Annotated in this window: 10 protein-coding genes; 3 read left to right on the forward strand and 7 right to left on the reverse strand. The window is 72.3% G+C overall.

What is annotated here, in order from left to right; genetic code table 11:
* Positions 1-355: 355 nt before the first annotated feature.
* The 4 genes from C4U03_RS18970 to C4U03_RS18985 form a co-directional block, all read right to left on the reverse strand.
* Complete coding sequence (locus C4U03_RS18970) at positions 356-775, reverse strand: hypothetical protein (RefSeq protein ID WP_235017961.1); 420 nt, start codon at positions 773-775, stop codon at positions 356-358.
* Positions 776-1,179: 404 nt separating this feature from the next.
* Positions 1,180-2,691 carry a CoA-acylating methylmalonate-semialdehyde dehydrogenase gene (locus C4U03_RS18975; RefSeq protein WP_103939116.1) on the reverse strand — a complete coding sequence of 504 codons (1,512 nt, stop codon included), beginning with the start codon at positions 2,689-2,691 and terminating at the stop codon, positions 1,180-1,182.
* Positions 2,688-3,983, reverse strand: coding sequence for an aspartate aminotransferase family protein (locus C4U03_RS18980; RefSeq protein WP_103939117.1), 1,296 nt, complete (start codon positions 3,981-3,983; stop codon positions 2,688-2,690). The genes C4U03_RS18975 and C4U03_RS18980 overlap by 4 nt, the downstream gene beginning before the upstream one ends.
* Before the next feature lie 85 nt (positions 3,984-4,068).
* On the reverse strand, positions 4,069-4,347 hold the full coding sequence (locus tag C4U03_RS18985; RefSeq protein WP_103939118.1) for a 4a-hydroxytetrahydrobiopterin dehydratase: 279 nt from the start codon (positions 4,345-4,347) through the stop codon (positions 4,069-4,071).
* Positions 4,348-4,476: 129 nt separating this feature from the next.
* Here C4U03_RS18985 and C4U03_RS18990 point away from each other — a divergent pair, with 129 nt between their 5' ends.
* Both C4U03_RS18990 and C4U03_RS18995 read left to right on the forward strand, forming a co-directional pair.
* A complete protein-coding gene (locus C4U03_RS18990) occupies positions 4,477-6,183 on the forward strand; it encodes a PucR family transcriptional regulator (protein ID WP_103939119.1) in 1,707 nt (568 codons plus the stop codon).
* Positions 6,184-6,262: 79 nt separating this feature from the next.
* Positions 6,263-7,378: a carboxylate-amine ligase gene (locus C4U03_RS18995; protein WP_103939120.1), complete on the forward strand. Its 1,116-nt coding sequence runs from the start codon at positions 6,263-6,265 to the stop codon at positions 7,376-7,378.
* Between the two features lie 42 nt (positions 7,379-7,420).
* On the opposite strand, the gene C4U03_RS19000 is transcribed toward C4U03_RS18995, so the two are convergent.
* Together C4U03_RS19000 and C4U03_RS19005 are read right to left on the reverse strand one after the other, a co-directional pair.
* On the reverse strand, positions 7,421-8,731 hold the full coding sequence (locus C4U03_RS19000; protein ID WP_146087435.1) for a YncE family protein: 1,311 nt from the start codon (positions 8,729-8,731) through the stop codon (positions 7,421-7,423).
* A complete protein-coding gene (locus tag C4U03_RS19005) occupies positions 8,728-9,300 on the reverse strand; it encodes a SigE family RNA polymerase sigma factor (RefSeq protein ID WP_103939122.1) in 573 nt (190 codons plus the stop codon). Before C4U03_RS19005 ends, C4U03_RS19000 begins: the two co-directional genes overlap by 4 nt.
* A gap of 105 nt (positions 9,301-9,405) precedes the next feature.
* Between C4U03_RS19005 and C4U03_RS19010 the strand changes: the two genes are divergently transcribed.
* The gene (locus tag C4U03_RS19010; RefSeq protein ID WP_103939123.1) at positions 9,406-10,152 is read left to right on the forward strand and encodes an SDR family oxidoreductase; all 747 of its coding nucleotides are present in this window, start codon (positions 9,406-9,408) and stop codon (positions 10,150-10,152) included.
* A gap of 81 nt (positions 10,153-10,233) precedes the next feature.
* Here the strand turns inward: C4U03_RS19010 and C4U03_RS19015 are convergent, their stop codons facing one another.
* Positions 10,234-12,156 (reverse strand): TIGR03960 family B12-binding radical SAM protein, encoded by a 1,923-nt coding sequence (locus C4U03_RS19015; RefSeq protein ID WP_103939124.1) that lies wholly within the window; start codon positions 12,154-12,156, stop codon positions 10,234-10,236.
* Positions 12,157-12,179 lie beyond the last annotated feature (23 nt).

Genomic DNA, 12,179 nt, shown 5'->3' on the forward strand with positions numbered 1-12,179 from the left:
TAGCCGGCGCCGGAGAGGGACGCGCGGCGGCCCGCCGGGCCGTTTCGGACGATCCGATCGTCGGCGGCGACGGAATTCTTCACCCGGATCCATGGTCGTCGCGCCGCGATGCCGCATTATTCAGCGAAATGGCGAAGCGTCGCGACACCGAATCTGACCGCAAAACGTGACAGGCGGTTTCGGCGGTGCCGATTCCGCGCCGGGCGCGCGGCGGTAGGGGACCGCGGCGGCCCCGGGCGAGCGGTGGGTGCCGTGCTCCGCGCCACTGCCGGAGGTCGGGGAGGGACGTGGCGCGCTCACTCGTCCCGGGGCCGCGGCGGCGCCGGTGGGGCGTGGCCGGGCCGGGGGCAGCGGGTCACCTGGTGACGCCGCCCGGCCACGCGACCACCGGGACCCGGCGGGCCGGCGGCGGGGTGACTCCCTCGAGCCGGAGGAGATTCGAGGGACGCCGCACATCCTGCCGGGAGTCGCGGGCGGCATGCCGCGCGGGCCGGTGCGGAACGTGCTGGGTATCGGGGTACGGGACCTGGTGGGCGGGGGCGGGCCAACGGCCGTCCGAGCCCGCCGGATGCGCCGGATGTGCCTCGATGCCGGCGATCAGCCGTTGCGGGGTGACGGCCTCGACGAAGCCGCCGATGTCCTGCTCGCGCGGCGGGAGCGCCCACCAGCGCCGGGTGGCGAGCCCGAACCAGATGGTCCATCGCGGATAACGCCGGTTGAGCGCCTCGACCTCGGCTGCGTGATCGTCGGCGGGCGGGTTGTTGTCGGTGAGCACCGGGCGGCTCCCTGCATGTGGTCCCTGCATGTGGTTTCCCCAACCGGAACTTCGACCTTGACCGACCCCCCGGTCCCGGCCTTTATTTTTCACTCTTTTAATTGCGCCGGTCCGAGTGTGTCGCATACCACAGATGGGGTCAATGGTTGTGGCTATTGTTCGTTGAGCCGGAGCCGGTGGAAACCGACGGAGAAAACCAACGGACGGTGGAAAGTCCCAGGGTCGGCACCTGGGTCTTCTCACGGACCGCGAGGTCCCGGTCACGGGGCAGGGCGACCCCGCCGTGGGCGATTTGCACCATTTAGCGATACTCTCCCGGTGTGCCAGGCATTGCCGGGTAACACGAAAATCCCGCCGGAGTCAGGTCCGGCGGGATCCTCGGTGCGCCGCGGGCGCGGGCGGCCTCAGCCGTTGGTCGGGAAGCCCAGGTTGACGCCGCCGTGACTCGGGTCGAGCCAGCGGGCCGTCACCGCCTTGGTCCGGGTGTAGAAGTGGACGCCCTCCATGCCGTGGGCGTGGCTGTCGCCGAACAGCGACGCCTTCCAGCCGCCGAAGGAGTAGTAGGCCATCGGCACCGGGATCGGCACGTTGATGCCGACCATGCCGACCTCCACCTCGTTCTGGAAGCGCCGCGCGGCGCCGCCGTCGTTGGTGAAGATCGCCGTCCCGTTGCCGTACGGGTTGTCGGAGATCAGCTTCATCGCCTCGTCGTAGGAGGAGACCCGCACCACCGACAGCACCGGGCCGAAGATCTCGTCGGTGTAGGCGTCCATCTCCGGGGTGACGTGGTCGAGCACGGTCGGGCCGAGCCAGTATCCGTCGGCGTACTCCCCGTCGACGCGGACCTCGCGGCCGTCGACGGCCACCGTGGCGCCCTGCGCCAGGCCACTGTCGATGTAGGAGGCCACCTTGTCCCGGTGCTGCCGGGTGACCAGCGGGCCCATGTCGGAGGCCGGGTCGTGCCCGGGGCCGACGCGCAGCCTCGCCACCCGCTCGGCGATCTTGTCCAGCAGCGCGTCGCCCACCGGGTCGACGGCCACCAGCACCGAGATCGCCATGCAGCGCTCGCCGGCCGAGCCGAACCCGGCCGACACCGCCGCGTCGGCCGCCAGGTCCAGGTCGGCGTCGGGCAGCACCACCATGTGGTTCTTGGCCCCGCCGAGGGCCTGCACCCGCTTGCCGTGGCGCGCCGCGCTCTCGTAGATGTAGCGGGCGATCGGGGTCGAGCCGACGAAGCTGACCGCCTTGACGTCCGGGTGCTCCAGCAGCCCGTCGACGGCGACCTTGTCGCCGTGCACGACGTTGAACACCCCGTCCGGCAGCCCCGCCTCGGCCCACAGCTCGGCCAGCCGGACCGCCGCCGACGGGTCCTTCTCCGACGGCTTGAGCACGAAGGTGTTCCCGCAGGCGATCGCCACCGGGAACATCCACATCGGCACCATCGCCGGGAAGTTGAACGGGGTGACGCCCGCCACCACGCCCAGCGGCTGCAGGATCGAGTAGGCGTCCACCCGGGTCGAGACGTTCTCCGAGAACCCGCCCTTGAGCAGGTGCGGGATGCCGCAGGCGAACTCCACGACCTCCAGGCCGCGGGCCACCTCCCCGGCCGCGTCGGAGACCACCTTGCCGTGCTCGGAGCTGATCAGCTCGGCCAGCTCGTCGCGGTGGGCGGTCAGCAACTCGCGGAAGCGGAACAGCACCGAGGCGCGCTTGGCCAGCGAGGCGTCCCGCCAGGCGGGGAAGGCGGCCTTGGCGGCGGCGACGGCCGCGTCCACCTCGGTCTGGGAGGCGAAGTCGACCGTGCCGGACGGCCGGCCGGTGGCGGGGTCGTGGATGTCGCCCCGGCGCGCGGCGGGCCCGTCGTAGGGCTTGCCGTTGATCCAGTGCCGGACGTGCTTGCCCTCAGTGCTGTTCACTTGGCGGCCTCGTTCGTCGCTTCCAGGGAGTCGGTCAGGATGCCCAGGCCCTCCTTGGCCTCGGCCTCGGTGAGCGTGAGCGGCGGCGCCATCCGGATGACGTTGCCGTACAGGCCGCCCTTGCCGGCCAGCAGGCCGCGCTTGCGGGTCTCCTCCATCACCGTGGCGGCCAGCGCGGGGGCGGGCTCGCCGGTGGCCGGGTCGACCAGCTCGACCGCGAACATCAGTCCCTTGCCGCGCACGTCGCCCACCACCGGCAGCCGCCGTGCGGCCTCCTTCAGCCCGGCGATGAGGAACGAGCCCGTCCGCGCCGCGTTGGCCTGCAGGTCATGGTCCAGGACGTAGTCCAGGGTGGCGTTGGCGGCGGCCATGGAGATCGGATTGCCGCCGAAGGTGGACAGGCCCACCGCGTGCAGGGAGTCCATCAGGTCGCCGCGGGCCACCACCCCGCCGACCGCGAAGCCGTTGCCCAGGCCCTTGGCGAAGGTCATCATGTCGGGCGTCACGCCGTGGCTCTGGATGCCGAAGAAGCTCTGGCCAGTGCGTCCCCAGCCGGTCTGCACCTCGTCGGAGATGAACAGCGCGCCGTACTCGTCCAGGACGTCCTTGTAGGCGGCGAACAGTCCGTCGGGGGCCATGGTGAAGCCGCCGACGCCCTGGATCGGCTCGGCGATCAGCGCCGCCACGTCGCCACCGGTGGCGGTGGCCAGCACGTGCCGCAGGTCCTCGGTGCACACCTTGATGTAGTCGTGGTCCGACAGCCGGGCGAACTGCGGCAGATGCCGGTCCGCGCCGTGCAGGAAGTGCACGTTCAGCGGGGAGTAGGAGTTGTTCTTCCAGCTCCGGTTGCTGGTCACGCCGATGGCGCCGAACGAGCGGCCGTGGTAGCTCTGCCGCATGGCCAGCACCTGGTCGCTGCGGCGCGCGTAGGTGGCCAGCAGCAGCGCCGTCTCGTTGGCCTCGGTGCCGGAGTTGGTGAAGAAGACCTTGGCGTTGTCGATACCGGACAGCCGGGCGATCTTCTCGGCGAGCTCCACCTGGCCGCGCAGCAGGTAGACCGTGGAGGTGTGCACGATGCCGGTGGCCAGCTGCCGCTCGACCGCCTGCCGGACCTCCTCCACGTCGTAGCCGATCATGTTGGTCAGGATGCCGACGAAGAAGTCCAGGTAGGTGTTGCCCTCGGAGTCGGTCACACGGCTGCCCTTACCGCTGACGATCTCGATGGGCCGGTCGTAGTTGAGGGCCAGCCAATCCGGCATGACCGCCCGGTGGCGTGCAAGCAAGTCCGACATGGGGCAAGTCTGGACGTCGTCCCGGCGGGAGACCAGTGGACACTGTGTCGGATGTGCGGCGCTTTCCCTGACAGTCCGTAAGGGCTCAGTCGAGGGCGTCGATGCGCCGGGCGAGCTCGAAGTCCTTGCCGGTGAGCCCGCCGGCGGAGTGCGTGGACAGGGTGAGCGTCACCTTGTTCCACCGGATGGTGATGTCGGGATGGTGGTCGGCGGCCTCGGCCAGCTCCGCCACCCGGTTGACGAACCGCAGGGCCGCCGCGAAGTCGGCCAGCTCCACCGTCCTGACGATGGCGTCCTCGTCACGCTCCCAGGCGGGCGTCGTCGCCAGCTCTCGGGCGAGGTCCTGTTCACCGAGCAGACTCATCGTGTCCTCTCCTTCCGGCCACTCCCGCCGAGCCTACGCGCGAGCCTGCCTCCGGCGCGGCCCCGGGGTTGCAGCATGTAAACGAAAACAGCCCGAATAGATACATAATGGTGCGGTATTCTCGCGACGATGCTGCCCACCCTCGCCGACGTGCTGAACCTTGATCCGGTCCGGCGCGGCCAGCCCCGGGTCGTCGCCGGCGCCGACCGGCTGGACACGCGGGTCCGCTGGGTGCACGTCGCCGAGGTCACCGACATCGCCCATCTGCTGCACGGCGGCGAGCTCGTGCTGACCACCGGGATCGCGCTGCCCGACCAGCCGTCCCGGCTGCGGCGGTACGTGGCGGAGCTGGCCGGAGTGGGCGTCAGCGGGCTGATGATCGAGCTGGGCCGCCGGTATGTCGGCGAGCTGCCCGCCGCGCTGCTGGCCGCCGCCGAGGAGCACGGGGTGCCGGTGGTCGCGCTGGCCCGCGAGACGGTCTTCATCGACATCACCGAGTCGGTGCACGCCCGCATCCTGGACGCCCAGTTGGAGGAGCTGCGGGCCTCCGAGCAACTGCACGAGATCTTCACCCGGCTGTCGGTGGAGGGCGCCTCCCCCGACGAGGTCGTCCGCCAGGCGGCCGCGCTGGCGGGCCGTCCGGTCGTCCTGGAGAACCTGTCGCACCAGGTGCTGGCCGCCGAGGCGGCGGGCACCGACCCGGCCGAGCTGCTGGCGGTGTGGGAGACCCGCTCCCGGGCGGTCCGGCCGGAGCGGCGCACCGCCTACGACCCCGCCTCCGGCTGGCTGGTCACCACCGTCGGGGCCCGCGACGAGGACTGGGGACGCCTGATCATCGTCGGCGGCGGACCGCCCACGTCCCGCGACATCGCCCTGATCGAACGGGCCGCCACCACCCTGGCGCTGGCCCGGCTGCTGGACCGGCACGCCGAGGGCCTGGAACGGCGGGCGCACGGCACGATCATCGCGGGCATCCTGGCGCACGCCTACACCGATCCGCAGGAGGCCGCCGCCCGCGCCCGCGCGCTCGGCGTCCCGCTGGCCGGCCGCCGCCTGCTCGGCGTGGTGCTGCGCCCCCGCCCGCACGCCGAGCCCTCCGGTCCGCAGGTCCCGCCGCACGACGCCCTGGCCGAAAAGGTCCCGCCGCACGAGATCCGCACCGAACAGGTCCCACCGCACGAGGTCCTGACCGAACTGGCCGAGGCCGCCGCCGCGGCCTGCCGCGAGGCCAGGCTGCCCGCCCTGGTCGGCATGCTGGACGAGGGCACCCCGCAGGGGATGGGCGCGGGCGCCCGGGTCGGGGTGCTGATCTCCCTGCCCGCGCGCGCCGAACCCGAGCGGTCCCTGAACGAGGTCGCCCAGCGGATCCGCAAGGTCTGCGGCGCGGGGCCGGTGATGGCGGCCGGCTCGGTGGTGGAGTCGATCCGCGACGTGCGCCGCTCGTTCCTGGAGGCCGAGCAGGTCGCCGACGTGGCCTCCCGGGGCTCCGGCGACCGCCTGCTGTACCGGCTGCCCGATTTGCGCCTGCGCGGCCTGCTGCACCTGCTGCGCGACGACGCCCGCCTGCAGACGTTCGTGGAGCGCGAGCTGGGCGCCCTGCTGGAGTACGACGCCCAGCGCGGCAGCGACCTGACCCGGATCCTGGCCATCTACCTGGGGTCCGGCCGCAACAAGGCGGTCGCCGCCCAGCAGGCCCATCTGTCCCGTCCCGCCTTCTACGAGCGGCTGCGCCGCATCGGCCGGATCCTGGGCGCCGACCTGGACGACGTGGACTCCTGCACCTCCCTGCACGTGGCCCTGCTCGCCCTGGACTCGGTCCGCCACCACTCCGCCTGATCGTCCCCGACCGGGGTTTTTGCCCGGGACGAGGGGACTTTCTATCTGGTGTTGGGGTACTTCGGGGCAGAACCATGGCGTGGGTCTGCGCAGTTTTGGGGTGGAGGAGGAACTGCTCCTCGTCGACGCGGACGGCAAGGTCCCCCGGGCGATGTCCACGGCCGTCCTCCGCCACGCCCGCGCGAACGGCGAGAGCCTGCACCACCGCCTGGCGAGCGGCTGGATCGACAGCGAACTGCAGCGCCAGCAGGTGGAGGTCTGCACCCCTCCCTGCACCACCCTGGACGAGCTTTCCCGCCACGTGCGCGCCCGGCGGACGGTGGCCGCGCAGGCCGCCCGCGCGGCCGGGGTGCGGATCGTCGCGCTGGCGACCTGCCCGGTGGCGGTGTGCCCTTCGCTCACCCCGTACGACCGGTACCGCCGGATGGCCGACGAGTACGCCCGGGTCACCGAGGAGCAGCTCATCTGCGGCTGCCACGTGCACGTCCAGGTGTCCTCGCCGGACGAGGGCGTGGGCGTGCTGGACCGCATCCAGCCCTGGCTGCCGCCGCTGCTGGCGCTGAGCGCGAACTCGCCGTTCTGGCAGGGCCGCGACACCGGCTACGAGAGCTGGCGGCGGCAGGTGTGGGCCCGCTGGCCGTCCAACGGGCCGACCGAGCCGTTCGGCACCGCCGAGAGGTACCGCCGCGTCGTGCGGACGATGATCGAGACCGGGACGCTGCTGGACGAGGGGATGGTCTACTTCGACGCCCGGCTGTCCCGGCGCTACCCCACCGTGGAGATCAGGGTCCCCGATGTGTGCCTGATCGCCGACGACACGGTGCTGGTGGCCGCGCTGACCCGGGGGCTGGTGGAGACGGCCGCCCGGGAGCACCGGGCCGGCGTCCCCCCGGCCCCGGTCCGGACCGAGCTGCTGCGGTCGGCGATGTGGCGGGCCGGGCGCTCGGGCCTGGGCGGCACGCTGGTGCACCCGGGGACCTGGCGGCCCGCTCCCGTCGAGACGGTGGTGCGGGCGCTGGTCGAGCACGTACGGCCCGCGCTGGAGGACGCCGGTGACATGGCCGACGTCCGGGACCTGCTGAAGGCGCCGGCCCGGCGGGGCAACGGCGCGCGCCTGCAGCGCGCCGCGTACGCCCGCACCGGCCGGACCGCGGGGGTCGTCGCCGACGCGGTGGAGCGGACGATGGACTTCTGACGGTCGCCCGGCCCGCCCATGGGCGGGCCGGGCGACCGTCGCTCAGCGGCGGGTGAACAACGGCACCCAGGAGCCGGGCTCCTGGCTGTTCTCCCGGAAGCCGGTGAGCGGCACGATCTCCTTACCGGCGATGTCGACCATGACGAACCGGTTGTGGAACTCCCCCTTGCCACGGCAGGTCGCAGTGCCGCAGCCCAGCCCGATCAGGTGGGCGTCGTCGGCCCAGGCCACCAACTGCAGCATCGGCTGCGTGCCCACCTCCCGGCCGGTGGCCGTCTCGACGACCCTGGTCAGCGGCCCGGTCGGCTCGTTCTTCAGTATCTCCTCGATTTCCTCGATGGACAGCTTTCCGTTCGGCATCTGGCGCCGCACCGGGTTCGTGGCGAGGTAACGGCCGTTCGGGGACAGCCCCGCCTCCTGGAAGGAGGTGGGCTCGCCCTCGGTCCGTCCGCCGCCGATCTCGTAGTAGACCCTGGACGGCTCGGTGGCGGTCGGGGACCAGATCAGCCTGCCGTCCCGGCTCCAGCCGAGGTCCTGGCGGTAGTTGATGTTGTTGTGCTCGGGCGGCAGCCGATGGAAGACGGCCTTGGCGGAGCGAATGTCGATCACCGAGTATCCGGTGCGGCCGTCGCCACTGCTCGTGGGCGTCGCCGACGCCATGAGCCTGTCCTGACCGGGCCACGCCGGCTGTGCCCGGTTGGGCTCGAGGTGCTCGTCGGGGTTGTCGGTGTAGTGCGTGACCAGGAGACGGTCGCCGTCGGGCGACCAGGCCACCCCCGCCGCCCCTGGCCGGAGCGGAACCCAGCGCAGCACCTTCCCACCGGCCGTGTCGACGATGCCGACCCTGGACGCCGGAAGGGGGCCTTCGAGGACCGCGGCGAGCCTGAGCCCGGGGGCCACGTCGAGGTAGGCCCAAGGGGTCTTGCGGTACGTGCCCACGGTGGAGTCGTACAGGTACCACGTCCGCGAGAAGCCATCCGGCGGACCGAGCTTGGAGCCGCCCCACGACTGGGTGACGTAGTACGCCGACAGGGCCGTCTGCTTGGCGGCGACGAACTTCTTCGGCGGCGAGGATCCCGGGTCGGTGCGCACGTCGTCGCCGCCCATACCGGGCCGCGACAGCGGCAGCGAGACGGTGTCCTCCTTGGGGAGCGACCCGGAGTCGGTGACCACCGCCTGGGCGGCCAGCAGGACGCCCGCGGTGACAAGCGCGGTGGCCCCCGCGCCGACCGACAGCCTGGAGATCCGGCGGCGGCCACGGCGGCGCAGCGCCCGGTCCGCGAGCCCCTGCGGGACCTCGGCCTCCTCGGCCCACTCGCGCAGCGTCTGCCTGAGCAGGGTGTCCATGTTCACGGGCGGGCCTCCTTCAAGGTCATGGATTCGGCGGACGCGGAACGGCCGGCGGCCTGCTCCGGCTCCAGGCCCCGCAGTTCGGCCAGTTCGGGGGCCAGCGTGCGCAGCCGCGCCAGCGACCGGTGCGCGGTGCTGCGGACCGTGCCGACCGAGCAGCCCAGCAGCCGGGCCACCTCCGTGTCCGGCAGGTCCTCGAAGTAGCGCAGGACGAGGACGGTGCGCTGCTTGGCGGTCAGCTTGGCCAGCGCGCCGCGCATCACCAGTCTCAGTTCCAGCGCGTGCGTGTCGTCGGCGCGGGCCGCCACGTCCGGCGGTTCGGCGATCGTGGTCTCCCGCCGCCGCACGCCGCGCCGCCACCAGCTCACCTGCTGGCGGTACATGACCGTGCGGACATAGCTCTCCAGGTCCTCCACCGTGCGCCACCTGGCCGCCGTCTTGGCCAGCGAGGTCTGCAGCAGGTCCTCGGCGGCGTGCGCGTCCCCGCCCGCCAGCAGGAACGCCAGCCGCATCAACGCGGGCGAGCGCGCCGTGACGAACTCGCGGAATTGCCGCTCGGCTGCGGCGTCCATCGACCACCTCCCGGGGTACCGTCCCCCCTTCAGACGCCGCGGCGCCCGGCGGCTATGCGCGGGTGGTGATATCCGTCCGGTCACGGCGAGGGTAACGTCCACGGCATGGATCTTGGACTGACGGGACGCCGGGCCGCCGTCGCAGCCGCCAGCGGCGGCCTCGGCCTGGCCACGGCGCGGGCGCTGGCCGCCGAGGGCGTGCGGGTGGCCATCTGCGGACGGGATCGCGAACGCGTCGAGCAGGCGGCAGCGTCGCTGGGCGCCGACGCCGTCGCGATCGTGGCGGACGTCGGCACGCCCGACGGCGCCACCGGCTTCGTACAGCGGGCCCAGGAGGCGCTCGGCGGGGTGGACATCCTGGTGACCAACGCCGGCGGTCCCCCGCCCGGCACCTTCGAGTCCACCGGCCTGGACGCCTACCCGGCCGCACTGGACCTGAACCTGATGTCGGTGGTCGCCATGTGCAAGGCCGCCGTCCCGCCGATGCGCGAACGCGGCTGGGGCCGGGTGCTGGCGATCACCTCGATCTCGGTGCGCCAGCCGATCTCCAACCTGATCCTGTCCAACACCGCCCGCGCCGGGGCCACCGGCTTCCTGAAGACGCTCGCCCTGGAGGTCGCCGGCGACGGGGTCACCGTCAACTCGCTGCAGCCGGGCCTGCACGCCACCGACCGGCTGCGCACCCTGCACGGCGGCGACCTGTCGGCGGCCGCGGCGGGCATCCCGGTGGGCAGGGTCGGCGACCCCGACGACTTCGGCGCCTACGCCGCCTTCCTGTGCTCCGAGCACGCCAGGTTCGTCACCGGCGCGGCCATCCCGGTGGACGGCGGCGCCTACTCCGCCCTGCTGTGAACGCGACCGCCCCGGCCGCCGGTGCCGGCGGCCGGGGCGGTCAGGGCGACCCGGGCGATCAGGGCGGTCAGAGCGGTCAGGTCACACGACGCTCAGCGGCAGCAGTTTGCGGCCGGTCGGGCCGATCTGAATCTCGGTGCCCATCGTGGGGCAGACCCCGCAGTCGTAGCAGGGCGTCCACCGGCAGTCCTCGACCTCGGTCTCCTCCAGGGCGTCCTGCCAGTCCTGCCAGAGCCACTCGCGGTCGAGCCCGGCGTCCAGATGGTCCCAAGGCAGCACCTCGACCTCGTCGCGCTCGCGGACGGTGTACCAGTCCAGGTCGACCGGCTCGTCGGCCAGCGCCGCCTCGGCGCAGGCCGCCCAGCGCTCGTAGGAGAAGTGCTCGCTCCAGCCGTCGAAGCGGCCGCCGTCCTCCCACACCGCCCGGATGACCCGGCCGACCCGCCGGTCGCCGCGCGACAGCAGCCCCTCGATGATGGACGGCTGCCCGTCGTGGTAGCGCAGCCCGATGGCCTTGCCGTACTCGCGGTCCCGGCGCAGCGCGTCCCGCAGGGCGCGCAGCCGGCGGTCGACCGTCTCGTGGTCGCACTGGGCGGCCCACTGGAACGGGGTGTGCGGCTTGGGCACGAACCCGCCGATGGAGACGGTGCAGCGGATGTCGCGGCGGCCGGTGGCCTGGCGGCCCGCCTGGATGACCCGGCGGGCCATGTCGGCGATCGCCAGGACGTCGGAGTCCTCCTCGGTGGGCAGCCCGCACATGAAGTACAGCTTGACCTGCCGCCAGCCGTTCTCGTAGGCGGTGGTGACGGTGCGGATCAGGTCCTCCTCCGACACCATCTTGTTGATCACCTTGCGCATCCGCTCGGACCCGCCCTCGGGGGCGAAGGTCAGCCCGGAGCGCCGGCCACCGCGGGAGAACTCGTTGGCCAGCGTGATGTTGAAGGCGTCCACCCGCGTGGAGGGCAGCGACAGCGAGGTGTTGGTGCCCTCGTAGCGGTCGGCCAGGCCCTTGGCGACGTCACCGATCTCGCTGTGGTCGGCGCTGGACAGGCTGAGCAGCCCGACCTCGGTGAAACCGGACTCCTTGAGCCCGGTCTGCACCATCTCGCCGATGGTGGTGATCGACCGCTCCCGCACCGGACGGGTGATCATGCCCGCCTGGCAGAACCGGCAGCCCCGGGTGCAGCCGCGGAAGATCTCCACGCTGTACCGCTCGTGCACGGTCTCGGCCAGCGGCACCAGCGGCTTCCTCGGGTACGGCCAGGCGTCCAGGTCCATCACGGTGTGCTTGGCCACCCGCCACGGCACCCCGGGCCGGTTGGGCGCCACCCGCTGGATGCGCCCGTCCGGCAGGTAGCTCACGTCGTAGAACCTGGGCACGTACACGCCGCCGGAGGCCGCCAGCCGCATCAGCAGTTCATCGCGCCCGCCGGGGCTCCCCTCGGCCTTCCACTCCCGGACGACCTCGGTGATGGCCAGCGAGATCTCCTCGCCGTCGCCGAGCACCGCGGCGTCCAGGAAGTCGGCGATGGGCTCGGGGTTGAACGCCGCGTGCCCGCCGGCGATCACGATCGGGTGCTCGTCGGTGCGGTCGGCCGCCATCAGCGGGATGCCCGCCAGGTCCAAGGCGGTCAGCAGGTTGGTGTAGCCGAGCTCGGTGGAGAAGCTGACGCCCAGCAGGTCGAAGGCCGCCACGGGGCGGTGCGCGTCCACGGTGAACTGGCCGATGCCGTGCTCGCGCATCAGCTTCTCCAGGTCGGGCCACACCGAGTAGGTGCGCTCGGCCAGCACCCCGTCACGTTCGTTGAGAATCTCGTACAGGATCTGTACGCCCTGGTTGGGCAGGCCGACCTCGTAAGCGTCCGGGTACATCAGCGCCCACCGGACCTCGGCGGAGTCCCAGTCCTTGATCTGGGAGTTCAGCTCGCCGCCGACGTACTGAATCGGCTTGTTGACGCTCGGGAGCAGCGGCTCCAGACGCGCGAAGAGCGATTCGACGGGCATGGAGGTCCTCCGGAATCGGAATG

It is taken from the genome of Thermomonospora echinospora (assembly GCF_900108175.1).
Taxonomy (GTDB): Bacteria; Actinomycetota; Actinomycetes; order Streptosporangiales; family Streptosporangiaceae; genus Thermomonospora; species Thermomonospora echinospora.

Excerpts from the sequence above, each read along its gene's own strand:
- C4U03_RS18985 (WP_103939118.1), bottom strand. The coding sequence starts at position 4,347 with ATGAGTCTGCTCGGTGAACAGGACCTCGCCCGAGAGCTGGCGACGACG.
- C4U03_RS19010 (WP_103939123.1), top strand. The coding sequence starts at position 9,406 with ATGGATCTTGGACTGACGGGACGCCGGGCCGCCGTCGCAGCCGCCAGC.
- C4U03_RS19005 (WP_103939122.1), bottom strand. The coding sequence starts at position 9,300 with ATGGACGCCGCAGCCGAGCGGCAATTCCGCGAGTTCGTCACGGCGCGC.
- C4U03_RS18980 (WP_103939117.1), bottom strand. The coding sequence starts at position 3,983 with ATGTCGGACTTGCTTGCACGCCACCGGGCGGTCATGCCGGATTGGCTG.
- C4U03_RS19015 (WP_103939124.1), bottom strand. The coding sequence starts at position 12,156 with ATGCCCGTCGAATCGCTCTTCGCGCGTCTGGAGCCGCTGCTCCCGAGC.
- C4U03_RS18990 (WP_103939119.1), top strand. The coding sequence starts at position 4,477 with ATGCTGCCCACCCTCGCCGACGTGCTGAACCTTGATCCGGTCCGGCGC.